Raw genomic sequence first — 18,247 nt, forward strand, 5'->3', positions numbered from 1 at the left:
ACATTTTGTATAAATTTAGCCTTTCAAAAAATCACTTCTTGACCATCTCCATTCCCAGGTCCAACCTTTTTCCTCCAGCAAGATTGGATGATAAGCCATAGTTGCCTTGGCAGTCGGCGCATTAAAAAACCGCTGATCATCGGTCAAGATTGCCGCCTGATTTCCCTCTGAATCCGATCTGACCAAATCCATCACCGAAGAGGGAATCTCCTTCGAAAAGCTCGATTCCAAATCCAAAAGCCTATTTTTAAAACTCCAGTCCAGCTCATATCCAATCGGCTTTACGTCGGGCGGTGCAATGCTCCGCTTCATACTTTGGGCTTTCACAAAACCAAAAAACTCCCTGAGTAAGGCCAAACCCGGATTCTGCAATTGACCTGCACGGAAATCCTCCGGCTCCACCGAACTGATCACATGCATCGCCTTTCGCGCTCGGGTGATCGCCACATTGAGCCGATTTTCAGCTCCCGATTTGCCCAAAAGACCAAAGTTGGTCACCAGCTTCCCCTCTCGGTTGGGAGCATAGCCCAGCGACAAAATCACCTGATCAAACTCATCTCCTTGGACGTTTTCGATATTCCGGACTTTGATTTCACTGTCCTGAATCCCCGCTTTCCAGAGCCTCTCCCGAATCAGTTCCATCTGAAAATAATTTCCCGTCACAATACCGATTGAATCCAAGGGAATCTGTTTTCGGATTATTCTCACTTTTTCAACAACCGTATCGGCATCGGTTTTATTCACCTGATTCTCCCAGATTCCTTCGGTTTTCTCCCAAGAAAATGGAGTCTTTCCTAACTTCACCGTCTGGTAATCTGGCAATGTCTCTAACTGATTTCGGTAAAAGTGTGAGTTGGAAAAGTGAATCAGCGCAGGGTCCGTCGATCGATAATGGCCTTTGAGCTGATGCTTTTCGAAGAAATGTCCTGCCAGCTCCAAAAGTGACTCAGACTCATACTCCATCCCTTCTTCATCCGACTCCCACTTGACTTGATAAAAATCAGAGGGCCTCAGCTGCTTGGAGTCTCCGGCCACTACCACCTGCTTACCGCGAAGCATAGCCGGCAAGCCACGCTCCACCTGACACTGGGACGCTTCGTCAAAGATGACCAAGTCAAATTTCTCGTTCATTGGAAAAAGCGCAGACACCGTCTCCGGGCTTGCCAGCCAACAGGGAAGCAAGCGAAACACCTCCGACTCCATTTCTCCGATCAGTTTTCGGATAGGCCAACGCAGGCGTTTTTTGCTCACCTGATGATGGAGCTCGCGGTAGGTCACACGGTTACCCAGTCGATTAAACTCCAGATGATTGCCCACCTGCTCACGAAGCCGGAGCAAGGCCATATGTCTTGATATCTTCCTTTTCTCCAGAATCGATCTTTTCAGCTCGTCCATCTCTTGGCTTAGCTTCAAACTCCCAGCCTCTGCGAGGAATGGACTTCTTCGCTCTATCTCTCCAATCCACGCCAGATACCAGCCATTTCGGAACGCGGAAAGTTTCGCTTCCAGCGTAAAATCCGAAAATTGATCTTCAATCTCCCTGGCCAGTTCCCGCCGCTCCACACTCCAATCTCCAAGAAACCGGTCAAAACCGATCAGCTCGACGAAAGTGCTGCTCAGGCTCAATTCGTGATCAATGGAAAGACTGGAAATACCTTCCTGTAGGATTTTAACAAGCTGCTCCGAACTAAGCCAAAGCCTCAATCCCGGCGACGCTTGCTCAAAATCATGGAACCAATTCGCGACCGCCTGCAATCGAGACCGGAATCCTTCCAAATCCAAAACCTGCCAGTCAGTCAAGCCGTGGATTTGGGGAAAATTTTTCCAATCCTCGTCCCAATTCAAAATACCCGCAACATCATTCAATTGAGACCGAAGGGATTCCAGAGAGAAATCCAGAGATGAAAATCCTCCCACATTTGGAAGAGCTTGGTACTCGGCCCGCAAATCAAACAAATTCTTGGCTCCCTTTTGTAGCTGGAAGAGCGAATCCAAATCGAATTTTAGTCCGTTTTCAGCCAAGGAGCCGAAGGTCAGCGGATACTTACCTTTATTCCATCTTGCTGAAACAACCCCAAAAAACGAACTTGCCTTTGGAATCAGGACTGCCAGCTCAGCCACAAGCTTCTCAAGCTGCCCTATATTCTCGAAAAGTCTCAACTCCATCTCAGAAGCTTTTTGAACAGCCTCGATAAGCCACTTTTGACGCTTGCTTAGCGCTTTGATTTCTTTCTCCCTAAAAGCAAACTGGAAGGTTTTCTCAGAATCCGGAAGTTCAGCAAGGGATTTTTGAAGCGAAAAAAACCGATTCGTAAGCGGGCTCAATTCGATACCTAAAGTCACCAATTCTATCCATCTGTCAGGGTCTAATTCAGTTGGAATAGCTTTTCGAAACCGCTCTAAAGTATTTAACGATTGATGTATCCTCTCAAAATCCGCAGGTTCCATCCGCGCAAACGAGAGACGTTTCTCCCAAAAACTACCGGAGATCTTTTGATGATAGGAATGAAAAACCCTGAAGTCTGACTCGAACTCAAGGGCTTGTCGGTAGTCGATTTTCATCAATTGAGAAGTCGCATTCAACGCCGGCTTAGCCAATTCCGCCTTCAGATACATCGCCTTGACCGGAAGCCCGGCCGGAGCGTCATTGAACAGCTCTTTTCTCAGCTCTTCAAATTTCTCAGAAAGTAGACTGATCCTTCCCGAAAGCCGCGAAATCTCCCGCTCCAGTTGAATCGAATCGATCCCCCGGTTTTGATCCTGATATGATTCAATGGCCTCGATCTGAAGGCGGAGCTTCTCGAACAGCGAGCGTTGATCTCCTCTGAAATCGTGAACGAGCGCCAGAAAACTTCCAAATCCGGCCTTTTCCATCCGCTCAAAAACCACGTCCAACGCCGCCCGCTTTTGGGAAACAACCAGAACCTTTTTCCCCCGGGCGATGTAATCCGAAACCAGATTGGCAATCAGCTGGGACTTGCCTGTGCCCGGAGGCCCTTCGACCACCAAACTGCTGCCTTGACGAACTTTGTATAATACGTTCTCTTGGGACGCATCGAGCGGAAAGACCGGAAACAGCTGCTCCTCCCGGGGGATTGGCAACTTCTCATCCGTTGCAAAAAACTCCAGAAACATTTCTTCGAGAGACAGTTCTCCGTACGCCGCCATTAACTCTTCGTAATCCCGAAACAGAAAGCTGCCTTTTTGCGAAAGTTGCCCCAGCGTGGCATAGGTTTTCAGAGCCAGCTTCCCATCCTCAAAACGACCTTGATCCAAAGCAATCTGCGAAACTGGAAACGGCGTGATTTGATCCTCAAAGAGTGCTGAACTCAGCTGTATCGGGAAATTTTCGGAAAGGATCTTGTTAAGTTGGACTCGGAATTCAACGGGATCGTCCGAGCAATTCTGTAACGATTCGTCCAACAGTTCCCGGTTGATCTCTTTGCCGTAGGCATGTCGATAAGCCAACAGCAACGCCGGATTCCATTCCCAAGCGTCTTCAAGGACGAGGTTCCAATCCCCTTTTTTCAACACCAAACGAATTGGGATGAGTAAAATGGGCGCCCGAACGATCTGACCGTTGATCAGCTTTCCCTCCACAAAAGGCCAGGCCAAATACAGGGTTTGGTCGCCGGTCTCCTCTTGGGTCAACTGATCCCGAAAGTACATTCTGGAAAGTTTTTTTGAAAGTGAATTGGTCTCTCCGATCCTTGGGTCAACCTCTGGGATCAGAGGGATCTGCTTTTTACCCTGAATCAATTTTCGGAGGATCTCAAATGCTGGCTCGCCGTTTAAAAAATCAAACTCCCTGACATCTATCAGACCAGCTCCATCCAACCGGGGTAAATAAAGCGACCTGTTTTTGGAAGACAGGTCGGTGAGTCGGTTGAGATAGGTTTGAAAGATCGATTCGGCCATTTAATGAAATGGTGAGTCCTTTTCCTTGGCCATTTCACGAAAAACTACCCCATCCATAATCCCGGGCATCCACTTGTTGAGAAATACAACGACTTTGCCCTGCACAGTCAGGACAAGGTCTCTTTTTCTTCGCTGAGTTGCTTTCAATATCTCTTCGGCGACCTGGGTAGAGGTCATCATCTTCCCCTCGTCACGGGGAGATTCCCCCTGGGTTTTCCCGTTGGCTGTCAGTGCGTTGTTTCGGATATTAGAAGCAGTAAAACCCGGCGCCGCCACCATCACGTGGACTCCCTCATGCATGACTTCGGTTCGCAACGCTTCAAAAAATCCATTCATTGCATATTTGCTGGCAGTATAGGCCGTACGGGCAGGTGTGCCCCTGAACCCATTGATGGACGAAATCCCGATGACGGACCCTTTCGCTGCTATGATCGAAGGAAGGCAATACTTGGTCGCGTAGACGGTACCCCAAAAATTGGTATCCATCACTTTACGAAACACTTCCAAATCCAAATCCTGAAACAGCGCCCGCATCGATATACCTGCGTTATTGATCAAGATGTCGATCCGCCCAAAAACCCGCAGAGTTTCCTCGACCATTCGCTTGTTGTCAGCCTCCAATCCGGCATCGGCCAAGACTGCCAAAAACTCTATTCCGTTTTCCTCCAAAGTCCTCGAACTTGAGTCAAGTTTTTCTTTACTGCGGCCGGTAATCACAATCTTAGATCCTTCCCTACCAAAAATAAGGGCGCAAGCCTCCCCGATTCCTGAGGTGCCACCTGTAATGATCACTACTTTGTCTTTGAGTCTCATGGGCCTATTTTCACTTGCTAAGATAGGAAATTGAAAAGTTATAGACCGAAAATATCGGGTATCAATCTCATTAGAACGCACTGGATTTCAAAACCTGAAACGAGGTCTTCTGTTTTTTCCCTAATTTTGCGGCCATGTCGCGAAAAATGAAAAATAAGGTGATCACCAACCTCAAGATTGAGCGGATCGCTTCCGAAGGAAAATGTGTCGGGCATCATGACGGAAAAGTGGTCTTTGTCGCCAACGTGGCTCCTGGCGACGTGGTGGATGTACGCATTACCAAAGGAAAGAGTTCTTTTATGGAAGGAGAAGCCATTCATTTCCATGAATATTCCAAAGACCGGATCGAGCCGTTTTGCTCCCATTTTGGTACCTGCGGAGGGTGTAAGTGGCAGCATATCCACTACGATCTGCAAAAAGAATACAAGCGACAGCAGGTGGTGGACCAGTTTGAACGGATCGCCAAAGTGCCGATTCCCGAGGTATTGCCAATCCTGGGTTCTGCCAAAACTCAATATTACCGCAACAAGCTGGACTTCACTTTTTCGAATAAAAAGTGGCTGACATTGGATCAAATTCGCTCAGAAGAGGATTTTGATCGAAATGCGTTGGGCTTTCATATCCCAAAGATGTTTGACAAGATCATCGACATCGATCATTGTTATCTGCAGGGCGGGATCTCCAATGACGTCCGCAATGAGTTGCGGGCTTTTGCTCTGGAGCACAAGCTGAGCTTCTATGATATCAAGGGACAATCCGGACTTCTTCGCAATCTGATCATTCGCTCCACAAGTACTGGCCAGACGATGGTGATCGTGCAGTTTGGAGAAGATAATCCTGAGTCAATCGGGTTAGTGATGGAGTTTTTGAAACAGAAATTCCCCGAAATCACTTCCCTGATCTACGTGGTCAATACCAAAGGCAACGAGACTTACAATGATTTGGACCTGGTGACCTTTTCCGGTCTTCCTTACATTGAGGAAGAGATGGAGGGTCTAAGATTTCGGATTGGTCCGAAGTCGTTCTACCAGACCAATTCGGAGCAAGCCTATGAACTTTACAAAGTCGCCCGTGATTTTGCCAATCTGCAAGGCGATGAGGTGGTCTATGATCTGTACACCGGCACGGGGACGATTGCCAACTTTGTGGCAAAAAAAGCCAAACAAGTCATCGGCGTGGAGTATGTCGAGGCTGCGATCGAGGATGCCAAGCTGAACTCGCAACTCAATGGAATCGACAACACCCTGTTCTATGCAGGGGATATGAAAGATATTTTGACCGATGAGTTTGTGGCTAGTCACGCGGCTCCGGATCTGATCATCACTGATCCGCCGCGCGCCGGAATGGATGAGAAAGTCGTACAAATGCTGCTGCGGCTGGAGTCTCCCAAGATTGTGTACGTCTCTTGTAATCCTGCTACGCAAGCTAGAGATTTGGCGCTGCTGGGGGAGAAATATCAGGTGAAAAAAATACAGCCAGTGGACATGTTTCCGCAGACTTTTCATGTCGAGAATGTGGTACTCTTAACACTCAAAAAATGATTTCAGACTTCAATGATCCAGAGTTGAGCGGAAAATATCTGGGTACGATCACCAGCGATTTTATAAAAGTCTCTGACGTGCTCAAGGAAGCTTCTTATCAGATTCGCACCAGGGGATTTTCTGATTTTCCGGTATTTCCGATTTCCAAGGACATGCAGCCGATTGGGAAAATCTTCTTGGGAAAGGCCGAAAAGGACCTCGACTGGAACTACTTCATCACCTACGTGGACGAGTTTGTGCAGCGGAAACTGATCGCTGAGGAAGCGCTCGAAGACTTCAAAAGTGCCTACAAAGACCCGGATGAGTTCTGCTGCCTGTTTGTCATGGACGGCGCTTTCACTCGGTTTGTCTACATCCCCTACCCGAACGACTGAGCAACAAAGAGCTTTATCTATCATCTAGATAAAGCTCTTTTGTTTATTGATCGACAGAGTCTTAAAGCAGCTTAGGTCAAGTGTCGAGACATCCCGGATTTTTGATTTTTTTGGTGGTATATCAGTTCTTTTTGAACTTCTTACCAAAACGATAGCCGATCAAAAACTGATAACGGTAGCCAATACCGACCACATCCACCTTCCCAGACGAGTCAAGTTCTTTGTCCTCGAGCAGATCGTCCAGTCCGGGGAATTTGTCGATCAGGGCGTCGAGGATCTCATTTTGCACATCATCTGGGTCAAACTCGAAATCCCCTTCCAGTCTCATCCTCGCATCGTATCTGGTGAGCGAGGGTCCGACCACTACCAAATCCAGCGTCCACCGGTCATTGAACACAAACTGGTACCCCAACTGTCCTCCCAAGCTGAAGAGATTAAACCGTGCATTATACCGCGCCTCTTGGGGAGTTTCTCCGCCTGTGTAAGTGATGTCCCGCGCAGTGTTAAATCCCAGTACCGAAAAATAGGGACCGATATAGACGCCACGTGGAGCGGCAAACTTGTTTTCCTTTTTGAGATAAAATCGATATTCGGCCCCCACCTTATACCCCCCACTATTGTCTGATCTTTCCCCCTTGATGTTCTCTCCCAAGTTTAGAATTTGGGGAAATTCTTGCCTACCCACAGTTATTCCCAATGTTTGGTTCGGCTTCATGATCCGCTCCCAAGACAGATTGTAGGCGTTGCGATAAAGCAGGCTGTGCGTCAAATCCAGCTTGATGGTGTTCATTCGCGAGCCAACTTTCACGCTGTCCTGCGCAAAAGCGACCGGAACGTAAAAGGTGACGAGCAGTACAAATAGGATAGCTTTCATAGGTTTCGATTTAAAAATAAGTTGGTCAATTCTACCTTGAATTTCGCCTTTTATCGCCAATTCCAAGAATTGCAGCTTAATTCACGCGAATGATAAAAATCATATTTTGACCTTCATGGAATTTAGACACCTCAATTGCCTTGAGTTTTCTATTTTTCCCGAAACATAACCAGCGGTGACCAACGACCTTCTAATCGAAATCAAGTCTGCCAAAATCCTGCACGGAGGCACCCAGCTTTTCGAGAATCTTGATTTCTCCTGGACGAAGGGCCAGCACTGGGCTATAATCGGGAACTCCGGGAAAGAACTGACCGCGTTTCTGGAAACGCTTCAGGGACATACGGTCGTGCGATCCGGTGAAATAGTCCGCCCCTTTGCCAAGGAATATTCGCAGCAAAAGAATGTAGACGGAGAGGTGCATAGTTTCCGGGATTTGATCGCGTATGTTTCTCAGAGATATGAGCTGAAGAACCGATCCAATCAGCAAAATTTCTATTTCCAGCAGCGATTCAATTCCTCAGAGTCGGAGCAAACAGAAACCGTCAGAGAATACCTTCAAAAGGGTCATTCGTCGCTCTCCGACTTCTGGACCATCGAAAAAGTCAGTCAAGCCTTGAACCTCGGGCATCTGCTCGATCGGTCGCTGTTGAAGCTGTCCAATGGAGAGACGCGTCGGTTGGTTTTGGCGCTGGGTCTGATGCGGCAGCCGCTGATCTATCTCATGGATCAGCCGCTCACGGGGCTGGATGCCAAGACCCGGCAGGAGTTTGGGGCGATACTCCACGAGATAATCCAGGCTGGGATCCACGTGATGATGACCACCTCGCCGGATGAGATACCGGCAGGAATCACGCACGTGGCGCAAATAAACGCTTCAGGAATCGCTCAGATCTGGACCCGTGCCTCATTTCCCCACCGGGAAATGGCTCAGCTGAAGTTGGAATGGGATTGGAAGCTTTTGGGAAAACTGATTCCCGCGACGGCTCCTTCCGATGAAACTTTGATTCAATTGGAAAATGTATCCATCAAGTATGGGGAAAAGCAAATCTTAAAAGATCTCAGCTGGAAAATCCGGTCCGGGGACCGTTGGCTTTTGAAAGGTCCAAATGGCTCTGGAAAGTCCACGTTAATCAGTCTGTTGATCGGGGAAAATCCGCAATCCTATTCGCAGCAGATCTTTCTCTTTGGAAGAAAAAGAGGGAGCGGCGAAAGCATCTGGGATGTGAAGCGACCGATCGGCTTCGTCGCGCCGGAATTGCCGCGATTTTTCCCGGCAAACCAGACCTGCCACAAAGTGATCCTTTCCGGCTTTTTTGATACGATGGGACTCTTCAAAAAAACCACATCTGACCAAGAGTCCGGCTCAGCGGCCTGGCTCAAAGTCTTTGAACTTGAAGCGGTCAAGGACATTCCAATCCAACGGCTCACGCTCGCGCAGCAGCGCTGGACGCTCCTTGCCAGAGCATTGATCAAGCAACCCAAGATCTTGGTTCTGGACGAAGCTTCTCAGGGCTTGGACGATCTTCAGCGGGCGCTTTTTAAAGAAACGGTCCAGAAAATCTGCGAATTGAGTTCGATCACGCTGATCTATGTCAGCCACTATGCCGAAGATATTCCTGACGCTGTGACCCAGCTCAAAGAGCTGTGAGGATAATTTTACAGTCTTTCGAAACATTCGCGTTTTACTTTCCGGGAAAGATTTCCTAACTACTTGAAACTAATCGTGCAACGTGACAAGCAGAAGGGACTTTATCCAAAAACTCTCAACAGGAATTGCGCTTCCGGGTTTGGTGGGATTTGCGCCAGCAAAAGAGCATATCAGCCAAAAGATCGACCAAAATCTCTCCGGCGAAGACTTCTGGAGCCAGGTCAGAGCTCAGTTTCCTCTGACCAAAGACCGGGTGTACATGAACAACGGCACCTTTGGTCCCGCTCCCTATCCGGTTCAGAAAGCCTTGGAATCGTCTCTCTTGGAGATCAATACCTCTGGAGAATATGGCAGCATCGATCGGGAACGTGAGCTCTTGGCGACTTTTCTGGGAACCAAAACTTCCGAGCTTAGCCTGACTCACAATACCACCGAAGGGATCAACATCATGGCTTGGGGAGTGTCGTTGGAGAAGGGCGACGAAGTCATCGTCACCGACCAGGACCATGTCGGCAACGCCGTGCCTTGGCTAAACCGCGCCAAGATAGACGGCGTCGTTCTGAAAGTCTTTTCACCCGCGGTGACGCAGGCAGAAAACCTCCAGCTCATCCAATCGCTGGTGACTCCAAAAACCAAGGTAATTGCCATACCACACGTCACCTGCACGACCGGTTTGGTCTTTCCCATCAAAGAAATCTCTGAATTTGCCAGAAGCAGGGGAATCATTACCGCCATTGACGGGGCGCATGGAGCTGGAATCTTTGACCTGGACTTAGGAAAGCTCGGCTGCGACTTATACGCCGGTTGCTGTCACAAGTGGCTGCTGGGGCCAAGTGGGACGGCTTTTCTGTATGTACGGGAAGGAATCTTAGACCAGATTCGCCCCTTGCACATCGGGGCGGGAGGAGATACCGGCTGGGATTTGTTCAGCAATCCGCCCGTTTTGGCGGGATATGTTGCGACCGCTCATCGGTTTGACTACGGAACTCAGAGCACTTCCCTCATGAAAGGAGTCTCGGCCGCGGCGGCTTTTCACCTGGAGATTGGAAAAGAAAAAATCGAAAGCCGGGTAAGGGAGCTGAATCAATATGTGTTTGACGGACTGACAGACCTGAAAGACCGGTTGGATATCCTCTCACCTGTCGAAGCCCAGTCCCGTATTGCAATGGTAACTTTTCGACCAAAAAACACAACTTATCAAGCTGTCGGAGCGGAGTTGGGAAAACGTGGGTTCAGAATAAGACAAGTGCCTGAAGGGCGGGTCGACGGGATTCGGATCTCCACCCATATTTACAACTCCAAAGCGGAGATTGATCAGTTTCTCCGAGTGCTTCTCGAGACGCTCGGCTAGTTTTTCTTCTTTTTTGCAGGCTTAGCTTGGACTTCCAAAAAACGGAACTTGGCAATGTCGGCGATCAAGTCCAGCGGCAGGGGTTCGTCGTGGGGAAACTGGATGGCGCCTTTGCTGGTCTGATAGGGCTCAAGTTCTTTCTTAAACTCACTCACGCCGCTGCCAGTCGGATAGAGTCCGATGTGGTGTTTTGCAACAGCATAGTAGATCAACACCTCTGTCGTTTTGAAAGCAGGCATGCTGTAACTGATAACTTCCTTTGCTTCAGGAATTTCGCGTTTCAAAACCTCCCTAATGCGCTGCAATCGCTCCAGGATTTCTCCTGAAAACCAGCTGAAATAGTGTTCGACCGACTCCGGTTTTGGGTTCATCATGGTGTTGAAATTTTACGTTTAGATGAAAATAAGCAGGATTTTAGCTCAAAAACAATATTAGAAATTTATCATAAAATATGACTTAAATCATGAAAATCATCCAATCACCCTCTTTACTTTTATAGAACTAATCCATCTCACTTATTTGGAAAAACTAAACTACAAAATGATGAAAAGTAAATTTTCTAAACTTATGCTCGTGCTGGTTGGCGGGCTTGGTCTTTGGGGTTGCTACCCTGATGGACCTGAGTACTACGACGACACCGATATCACTCTGACTCAGTTTGATGCGGAATTCGACTTTAGCTCAAAGCAGACTTATGCAATGCCTGACAAGATCGTAGTCGATGTCGAAATCGACAACGGAGATACGACCTACGTCTATATGAAGGACATCTATGCAACTCCGATCCTCCAGTCGATCGAGGCCAACATGTCAAACTACGGCTGGACCAAAGTAGCTATCAGCGCAACACCCGACGTGCTGCTTACTCCTGCTGCCATGAAAAACACCACCTTCTACTACAGCTACTGGTATGACTGGTGGTATGGCGGATGGTACGGCGGTTGGGGATGGTATTATCCTCCATATTACACCATCTCGAGCATTACCACCGGATCTGTGGTGATCACCATGGCGGATCCAAATATTGACAATCCAGTCGATAGAGTAGGTGCTGCTTGGTTAATGGTTGGCAATGGACTGGCTTCCGGTTCAAACAACGTAACCCGAATCACAGACGCGATCGATCAGGCATTCGTTCAATCTCCCTATTTGAAAACCAACTAATCAAAGACAAAGCGATGAAAAAATTTCTAGTTATATCCGCCTTTTTGGTTTTGATGTTGGCCTCAAGTGCTAATTCTCAAAGCCTGACTACCGTGTCCTATTCGATGGGACTAGCCACCGGCGACCTTGGAGACTACGCTTCTACTTTTAGTGGAAGAGGCTTTACAATAGATTATAGAAAGATGGTGCAGCCAAATATCGGCGTAGGTTTCTACGGCGGTTGGAACGTATTCTACGACGAAAGACCCTTTGACTCATACACAGTAGATAATCGAACCGTCACCGGGAAGCAGTACCGATACGTAAACAGCGCCCCGATGATGGTGGCTGCCGATTACTACCTGAAGCCGGGCGAGGATTTCAATCCTTATATCGGCTTGGGAGTAGGTACCATCTACACCGAAAGAGCCACGGACATGGGGATCTATCGATTCACACAGGACGCGTGGAGCTTTGCATTCACTCCGCAGGTAGGTTTTATATACTCAGTAAATCGCTATGCGGGCATCTCAGTATCTGCAAAGTATAACATGGGACTTGCTGCAGGTGATTTTGACACTACCCAGTCTTACCTATCCTTCAACATCGGATACGTGTTCATGGGCAATTAAGTAGCCGATTGATACTTAACACGTCAGAGGATGGTGAATAGCCATCCTCTGATTTTTTTACCCCTAATCTGTTTTTGAAAAATGAAAATACTGACCAAAGCTTCTCTCGTTGTTCTCCTTTCCCTACTGCTGTATTCCTGTGGCACCATCATGCAGACCTACTCCTACAAGGCCAAGGGAGTCGATCTGGACAGTTACAAAACCTACGCCTGGGTCAATCTGGAGCATTTTGTGGATGAAAATAAGGAAGGAGAAAAAAGGTACGCGCGCTACATTCTGGATCTTGCCAATGCCGAGCTTTTGAAAAAAGGATTTGTGCTGGACGTCGAAAATCCTGATGCCGTCTTTCAGTTTGATACCCAAATAGAAAACAAAGTGAAATACAACCAATCTCCGACCGTGAGTGTGGGAGTGGGTATTGGCGGTCCCGGCTATTATGTCGGCGGGGCGATGCCAGTTTCAGGCGGGCAGATTACCCAGTCCAACTATGAAGAAGGCGTGCTGACTGTTGAGATGCTGGAGCCAAAGACCGGAAAGCTCGTTTGGAGAGGATGGGCTCAGGAGGAAATCTCCTTCGAAACCGACATGGAATCAGATTTGAAGATGGCGGTGCGGAATATATTCATGAAACTGCCTGTGAAGCACAAGGTAAAGTAGGAAGTCGGGAGGTTGGAAGTTTTCGGCTACTTCGCTGAAAAACTCAGAAATCAAAAAAGCCGGAGATCAATCCGGCTTTTTTGGCTCTTTACTTTTTCGTCCCCGAAAGCGGAACAAATTGGGCGCTTAGATCAGGATCTGCCATATCCTTATCCAAAGGATACATCGGTCGGATGATCCGCTTGTGTCCCAAGCGCTCCAGATCCTGATCCACCCCACCCGGAGTCTGTGCCATGATCCAATCGCCGCGCATGTCATACAACTCCGGCACGAGGTATCCGATCTTTACGACCACAATGTCCGCTTCCCTTGGCTTCAAGCCAAGATCCGTGAAGTCCTTTTCATTGTGGTAGGGCTTCCGCTTTTTGGTCACGATGACATGCACCGAGCCGACTTTCACCACGACCTCGACTTCTGCGGCTCCATCACCTACTTTGATCGCTTCCACGGTTCCTTTCAGTAGCACGGGCGGCGCAAAGCGGTTGTCGATTGCTGCTCCGGCTGTTCCTTCCACTTTCCCGCCAACTCCGGCAGCGATTGCTTTCTCCACCAATTCAGGACCGGGGATGGAAGCGTAGATTAAGGTCGGCCCACTTTCAGACCTGAACTCAGGTCTTTTGAGGATTTCCGTCAATGTCCAGGTCACATCTCCGGCACCACCGGCGGTCGGATTATCGCCCATGTCACTGATCATGAACGTTTTTTTGTCGCTTTCCAGCGCCATGTTTAAGCTTTCTTCCAAAGTCCCCACGGGCGCCACGAATTCGAATTGATGACGAACGTCCCAAAAGCTTTTCGCCAAATGCTCTGCGGCATTTTTCACCTCAGTTTGGTCATCTCCTGTGACCATCACTACTGCGTGATTTCTTGGCTCGTCAGCCCATGCATAGCCGATCCAGATCGCAGCGTCTACCACGCCTTCGCTCTTCGTCACAGGATCAACCTTGGCATACAACCCCTTTCCGGGTTCGATGCGTGTACTCGTCTTTTCGCCGGGAAGCAAGATCGGAACAGGAATCCAAGCCTTGTAGGCTGGCTTTCCCTTTCCGCTTTCCAGACGATCCAGCAGGTTTTCAACTGCCCGCTGCTTGGACTCCAAAGCGTCCTCATGCGGAGCCATTCGATAGCAAGTGATCAGATCGGAGTTTTCCGCCAGGACTAGTGAAACATTGCCGTGCAAATCCATCGACGTAGAAATGATAGTCTCGTAGCCCACTACTTCACGAACTCGCGTGATGAAATCTCCCTCCGGATCGTCCAATCCGACCACGCTCATCGCGCCGTGGATATCGAAAAACAGGCCGTCGTAAGGCAAATTTTCCTTCAGCATCGCCAGAGTTTTGCCGACCAGTTCCTCATAAGCCTCCCGGGTGACAATTCCTCCTGGGATGGCATGGCCCCGAAGGGCCGGAAACCATTCTGCTCTGCCTCTGTCCACCGAAGCGGAATCCAGAAAAGGATAATAGCTAAAGATATCGGCTCCCTCTCGGGTTCGGAAGGCAGCCACATCGCTGGTGGCGGGCGAAAAAGTACTGGACTCAATCGCCAATCCCGCAATTGCAATTCGAGGAAGTGGTTTGGTTTCCTCTTTGGTAGCGCAGGAAATCGCCCCTAAGATGAGAAGCGCAAATAATAGGTTTTTCATGTGATTATAATTTTTTAAGAGTGGTGGTTCTGTCTTCTGGAAATCACAGGTCAAATGACACCTTGATCCCTTCTATAATCATCGTGGTGCCAATAATGGCGATGATCAAACCCATGATCTTGCCGATCACGGTGATCACATTTTTCCCAACCCGAAGTACGATCTTATCTCCCAATTGGAACGCCCAATGTGTCAAGATGCACATGAGCGCAAAGACGGCGATCACGATGGAAATCCGGACGTAGCTTCCGGAGGAGACGAAGTTCATCGCAGTGACGATCGTACCCGGTCCTGCCAAGATCGGGATGGCTAGCGGAGAGATCGCAATATTTTCGTCAAAGGCGGTCTCCTTCAGGTGTTTTACCGCGGATCTCTTGGATTGGAGCATTTCAAATCCAACAAAGAAAATCAAGATCCCGCCGGTGATCTTGAAAGCCGGGATCGTAATACCGAAGAGTTCGAAGATAAACTTACCGAGGAGAACAAAAAGAAAAACGATCAGAAAGGCGATGGAAGTGGCTTTTCGACTGATCTTTCGCTTTGTCTCCTTGTCCGCATCTTCTACCAAGGAGGAGAAGATCGGCACGTTTGCGATGGGGTTCATGATCGCAAAAAATCCCGTAAAAACAGAAAGCGTAAATGCTATTAGTTCGTTTTGCAAGGGCTAAAAGCGTTAGAAAATCAGAAGTTCTGGATCGATAATTTGTAAGTTTAAAACGGAATTTCCGCCAACCGTTTGACCAGAGGCGTAATTCTGCTTTCACGAAAATGATAAAAACTACCAACAAGCTCAAATGAAATCTGAAATCACCCTATCCGAAGCTCAAGCGCAAGTCGATCACTGGATCAAGACCGTCGGCGTGCGCTACTTCAATGAGCTGACCAACATGACCATTCTCATGGAAGAAGTCGGCGAATTGGCGCGCATCATGTCGCGAACCTACGGCGAGCAGTCATTTAAGGAAAGCGACAAAGGCCGTGACCTAGGTGACGAGATGGCGGATGTGCTTTGGGTGCTGATCTGTCTGGCCAATCAGACTGGGGTGGATTTGACCGAAGCCATGAAGAAGAACTTCGAAAAGAAAAACATTAGAGACATTGACCGACACCGGGACAATGAAAAGTTGAAGTAGGAAAGCTCGAAGACAAAAGCAGAAATCCGCCCGACCGATTATTTATTCAATATCGCTTCCCTGGAAAAGCTCATGATCTCCAGTCCCAATAGGCTGTACGTCATCGAGCCCTCTGTGATGAGTTGATTGTTGTACTCCCGGATACCGCCGTATCGCCATTTTCTACCAAAAACAAAACCCGAGATATTCGAATCTGACAGGACTGGATCGATCCGCCCATCAGACTTTCGTCTCACTAGTACGATTTCCAACGTATTGACCACAGACAACTTGGTGTTTTTTGGTTCTACAGAATAATCAGCCCCAATTATTTTCGAAGGTTTTTCGGTCTGGCTACGGCCTCCAAAAAAAGAGATAATACCTATGACCAGAAAAGGCGCCGCAAAAAGCCGCTGTCTACTCGGTAACTGGGATAGTCCAATTCTAAAAACTTTAAAAAAGAAATAGATGAAACCCAGCAACAGAACTGTGTTTAGAATACTCCAAAAAAGATCAAACATAGCGTGAACGTCAAGTGAGAAGGAAAATACAAACTATTTTCCTTTTGACGAAATCAACACATCAGTGCTACTGACCTCAAAAAGAACGAATTGAGTCAGGATCGGCGCCTAAAAAACAAGTTAAGACGCCTCGCACTAAACCTTAACTAAAAACCCTCTCTGGTCCACTTTCACCACAAAATCATACAGATCCAAAGTCAGACAAAAGTCAATGTCCGATTCTATTCCATGGTTTTGAAGTCGTTTGGCATGGGATGCCTGAGATAAAAATCCTTTGAGGTTGTGGCCTTCTTTCTCGAAGAGTGACTTCATCGCCAGCGCGCCGTCCTCATCCGCAGGATGTGTGGATTCTAGGGCTTTGACCAATGCACCCGCATAGATTGAATCCTCCAGATTAAAATGTCCTTTCCAACCCGCACAGTGGATCAACACATCTTTGTCCTGGGCCTGAATGTAAGAAACCGTGGCTTGAAGATTTGGAAAAGCTCCTACCAGGATCTCCTCAGCTCCTCGGGATTTGTCTATCGCTTGGGTACCGTTCGTCGTGGTCATGGCTAGCGAACGTCCGGAGTAGCCACCTTTGAGGTATGCCACAGGCGAATTGCCCATTTCGAAACCCAGCGCAGTATGTCCGTTTCGCTCCCCACCGATCAGGAAGCCCTCGTCCTGCATGACTCGGCAGCTTTCCAAATCCGGAAATGGAAGGATCTCTTTGACCCCATTTGCGATGGCAGCTACCATGGTGGAAGTGGCGCGAAAGATATCCACCACCACCACTATTTTGCCTTTCAGCTCGTGTAAATGAATCAGCTCCGGGCTGAAGCAAACTTCAATCTTTCTCATCAGCCTTTCAGCAGGGGCAGTTTTTCCACCTGAGCTTTCAGGTTTTTGTTACGGACTTGGATAAAAATCTCCGTTCCGGGCTTGCTAAATTCGGTCTTCGCATAGCCCATTCCGATCCCCACTCCCATACTTGGAGATTGAGTGCCGGAAGTCACCTCACCGATCACTTCTCCGGCTGCATCTACGATTGGATAGTGTCCTCTTGGGATGCCTCTTTCCTGCATCACAAAACCCACCAGCTTCCTGGCAACTCCCGCTTCCTTTTGGCTTTTTAAGGCTTCTGAATTGGTGAAATCCTTGGTAAACTTAGTAATCCAACCCAGCCCCGCTTCGATTGGGGAAGTGGTATCTGTGATGTCATTTCCGTAGAGGCAATAGCCCATTTCCAATCTCAACGTATCTCTTGCGCCCAAGCCGATTGGTTTGATGTCGAAGTCTTTTCCAGCTTCAAAAACAGCTTTCCAAACGTGCTCTGCATCTGCATTTTTTACGTAGATCTCAAATCCGCCAGCACCGGTATAGCCCGTCCCCGAGATAATGACATCCTGCACGCCCGCAAACTCCCCTACAGTGAAATGGTAAAACTTTACCTCAGAAAGATTGACCGGAGTCAGGGACTGTACCGCCGCGATGGCGTTTGGGCCTTGGATAGCAAAAAGTGAATAGTCATCAGACACATTGGTCAAGTTCGCTCCCATGCTGTTGTGGGAATTTACCCAGGCCCAATCCTTGTCGATATTGGAGGCGTTGACGACGAGCATGTATTTTTCCTCGCCAAACTTATAAACGATCAGATCGTCGACGATTCCGCCCGTCTCGTTGGGGAAGCAAGAGTATTGCGCTTGCCCCACGACCAGTTTGGACGCATCGTTGGATGTCACTTTCTGGATCAGGTTGAGCGCCTCAGGGCCTTCTACCATGAATTCGCCCATGTGGGAAACATCAAAAACACCCACTCCATTTCTTACGCAGAGATGCTCTTCGTTGTCGGAACTATAGCGCACGGGCATATTGTATCCAGCAAACGGCACCATCTTGCCACCGAGGGCTACGTGCAGATCATTAAGAGGGACATTTTTGATTTGGGCTTCCATATTCGGGTTGTTTTTATAGGTCGCAAAGGTAAGGATTGGCGGCAATTTACGTCAGTCAAAACCAAAAAATGCCTCCATCAG

General features: G+C 48.3%; 17 protein-coding genes. 8 read left to right on the plus strand and 9 right to left on the minus strand.

Annotated features, from left to right (window positions below):
- Window positions 1-15: 15 nt before the first annotated feature.
- A complete protein-coding gene (locus tag G459_RS0115580; protein ID WP_026968469.1) occupies window positions 16-3,918 on the minus strand; it encodes an AAA domain-containing protein in 3,903 nt (1,300 codons plus the stop codon).
- Window positions 3,919-4,731, minus strand: coding sequence for an SDR family oxidoreductase (locus G459_RS0115585; protein WP_026968470.1), 813 nt, complete (start codon window positions 4,729-4,731; stop codon window positions 3,919-3,921). It lies immediately after the preceding gene.
- 134 nt (window positions 4,732-4,865) lie between these two features.
- Between G459_RS0115585 and rlmD the strand changes: the two genes are divergently transcribed.
- Both rlmD and G459_RS0115595 read left to right on the plus strand, forming a co-directional pair.
- A complete protein-coding gene (rlmD, locus tag G459_RS0115590; protein WP_026968471.1) occupies window positions 4,866-6,272 on the plus strand; it encodes a 23S rRNA (uracil(1939)-C(5))-methyltransferase RlmD in 1,407 nt (468 codons plus the stop codon).
- Window positions 6,269-6,646, plus strand: coding sequence for a hypothetical protein (locus G459_RS0115595; protein WP_026968472.1), 378 nt, complete (start codon window positions 6,269-6,271; stop codon window positions 6,644-6,646). Before rlmD ends, G459_RS0115595 begins: the two co-directional genes overlap by 4 nt.
- A 121-nt stretch (window positions 6,647-6,767) precedes the next feature.
- Here G459_RS0115595 and G459_RS0115600 read toward each other — a convergent pair whose 3' ends face one another.
- Window positions 6,768-7,520: a DUF3575 domain-containing protein gene (locus G459_RS0115600; protein ID WP_026968473.1), complete on the minus strand. Its 753-nt coding sequence runs from the start codon at window positions 7,518-7,520 to the stop codon at window positions 6,768-6,770.
- Between the two features lie 175 nt (window positions 7,521-7,695).
- Here G459_RS0115600 and G459_RS0115605 point away from each other — a divergent pair, with 175 nt between their 5' ends.
- Window positions 7,696-9,168: an ATP-binding cassette domain-containing protein gene (locus G459_RS0115605; protein WP_026968474.1), complete on the plus strand. Its 1,473-nt coding sequence runs from the start codon at window positions 7,696-7,698 to the stop codon at window positions 9,166-9,168.
- Window positions 9,169-9,250: 82 nt separating this feature from the next.
- A complete protein-coding gene (locus G459_RS0115610) occupies window positions 9,251-10,519 on the plus strand; it encodes an aminotransferase class V-fold PLP-dependent enzyme (protein WP_026968475.1) in 1,269 nt (422 codons plus the stop codon).
- Here G459_RS0115610 and G459_RS0115615 read toward each other — a convergent pair.
- The gene (locus tag G459_RS0115615) at window positions 10,516-10,893 is read right to left on the minus strand and encodes an iron chaperone (RefSeq protein ID WP_026968476.1); all 378 of its coding nucleotides are present in this window, start codon (window positions 10,891-10,893) and stop codon (window positions 10,516-10,518) included. The genes G459_RS0115610 and G459_RS0115615 overlap by 4 nt on opposite strands.
- 169 nt (window positions 10,894-11,062) lie before the next feature.
- Between G459_RS0115615 and G459_RS0115620 the strand changes: the two genes are divergently transcribed.
- The 3 genes from G459_RS0115620 (at window position 11,063) to G459_RS0115630 (ending at window position 12,951) form a co-directional block, all read left to right on the plus strand.
- Entirely contained in the window at window positions 11,063-11,683 is a 621-nt protein-coding gene (locus G459_RS0115620) for a DUF4136 domain-containing protein (RefSeq protein WP_026968477.1), read from the plus strand.
- 14 nt (window positions 11,684-11,697) lie between these two features.
- The gene (locus G459_RS0115625) at window positions 11,698-12,294 is read left to right on the plus strand and encodes an outer membrane beta-barrel protein (protein ID WP_035456162.1); all 597 of its coding nucleotides are present in this window, start codon (window positions 11,698-11,700) and stop codon (window positions 12,292-12,294) included.
- Window positions 12,295-12,375: 81 nt separating this feature from the next.
- Window positions 12,376-12,951, plus strand: coding sequence for a DUF4136 domain-containing protein (locus tag G459_RS0115630; protein WP_026968479.1), 576 nt, complete (start codon window positions 12,376-12,378; stop codon window positions 12,949-12,951).
- A gap of 88 nt (window positions 12,952-13,039) precedes the next feature.
- Here the strand turns inward: G459_RS0115630 and G459_RS0115635 are convergent, their stop codons facing one another.
- Window positions 13,040-14,596 carry a M81 family metallopeptidase gene (locus G459_RS0115635; protein ID WP_026968480.1) on the minus strand — a complete coding sequence of 519 codons (1,557 nt, stop codon included), beginning with the start codon at window positions 14,594-14,596 and terminating at the stop codon, window positions 13,040-13,042.
- Between the two features lie 43 nt (window positions 14,597-14,639).
- Entirely contained in the window at window positions 14,640-15,257 is a 618-nt protein-coding gene (locus G459_RS0115640; protein WP_026968481.1) for a MarC family protein, read from the minus strand.
- Window positions 15,258-15,390: 133 nt separating this feature from the next.
- Here G459_RS0115640 and G459_RS0115645 point away from each other — a divergent pair, with 133 nt between their 5' ends.
- Complete coding sequence (locus G459_RS0115645) at window positions 15,391-15,729, plus strand: nucleotide pyrophosphohydrolase (protein WP_026968482.1); 339 nt, start codon at window positions 15,391-15,393, stop codon at window positions 15,727-15,729.
- Window positions 15,730-15,767: 38 nt separating this feature from the next.
- Here the strand turns inward: G459_RS0115645 and G459_RS29900 are convergent, their stop codons facing one another.
- The 3 genes from G459_RS29900 to gcvT form a co-directional block, all read right to left on the minus strand.
- Window positions 15,768-15,980: a hypothetical protein gene (locus G459_RS29900; RefSeq protein ID WP_157373362.1), complete on the minus strand. Its 213-nt coding sequence runs from the start codon at window positions 15,978-15,980 to the stop codon at window positions 15,768-15,770.
- Window positions 15,981-16,364: 384 nt separating this feature from the next.
- Entirely contained in the window at window positions 16,365-17,072 is a 708-nt protein-coding gene (locus G459_RS0115655; RefSeq protein WP_026968484.1) for a 2-phosphosulfolactate phosphatase, read from the minus strand.
- The gene (gene gcvT, locus G459_RS0115660) at window positions 17,072-18,166 is read right to left on the minus strand and encodes a glycine cleavage system aminomethyltransferase GcvT (protein WP_026968485.1); all 1,095 of its coding nucleotides are present in this window, start codon (window positions 18,164-18,166) and stop codon (window positions 17,072-17,074) included. The genes G459_RS0115655 and gcvT overlap by 1 nt, the downstream gene beginning before the upstream one ends.
- Between the last annotated feature and the right edge of the window lie 81 nt (window positions 18,167-18,247).

This window comes from Algoriphagus terrigena DSM 22685 (assembly GCF_000429445.1).
Lineage (GTDB): Bacteria > Bacteroidota > Bacteroidia > Cytophagales > Cyclobacteriaceae > Algoriphagus > Algoriphagus terrigena.

Coding starts and splice junctions, on each gene's coding strand:
- G459_RS0115580 (WP_026968469.1), bottom strand. CDS start 3,918: ATGGCCGAATCGATCTTTCAAACCTATCTCAACCGACTCACCGACCTG.
- G459_RS0115585 (WP_026968470.1), bottom strand. CDS start 4,731: ATGAGACTCAAAGACAAAGTAGTGATCATTACAGGTGGCACCTCAGGA.
- rlmD (WP_026968471.1), top strand. CDS start 4,866: ATGTCGCGAAAAATGAAAAATAAGGTGATCACCAACCTCAAGATTGAG.
- G459_RS0115595 (WP_026968472.1), top strand. CDS start 6,269: ATGATTTCAGACTTCAATGATCCAGAGTTGAGCGGAAAATATCTGGGT.
- G459_RS0115600 (WP_026968473.1), bottom strand. CDS start 7,520: ATGAAAGCTATCCTATTTGTACTGCTCGTCACCTTTTACGTTCCGGTC.
- G459_RS0115615 (WP_026968476.1), bottom strand. CDS start 10,893: ATGATGAACCCAAAACCGGAGTCGGTCGAACACTATTTCAGCTGGTTT.
- G459_RS0115620 (WP_026968477.1), top strand. CDS start 11,063: ATGAAAAGTAAATTTTCTAAACTTATGCTCGTGCTGGTTGGCGGGCTT.
- G459_RS0115625 (WP_035456162.1), top strand. CDS start 11,698: ATGAAAAAATTTCTAGTTATATCCGCCTTTTTGGTTTTGATGTTGGCC.
- G459_RS0115630 (WP_026968479.1), top strand. CDS start 12,376: ATGAAAATACTGACCAAAGCTTCTCTCGTTGTTCTCCTTTCCCTACTG.
- G459_RS0115635 (WP_026968480.1), bottom strand. CDS start 14,596: ATGAAAAACCTATTATTTGCGCTTCTCATCTTAGGGGCGATTTCCTGC.
- G459_RS0115645 (WP_026968482.1), top strand. CDS start 15,391: ATGAAATCTGAAATCACCCTATCCGAAGCTCAAGCGCAAGTCGATCAC.
- G459_RS0115655 (WP_026968484.1), bottom strand. CDS start 17,072: ATGAGAAAGATTGAAGTTTGCTTCAGCCCGGAGCTGATTCATTTACAC.
- gcvT (WP_026968485.1), bottom strand. CDS start 18,166: ATGGAAGCCCAAATCAAAAATGTCCCTCTTAATGATCTGCACGTAGCC.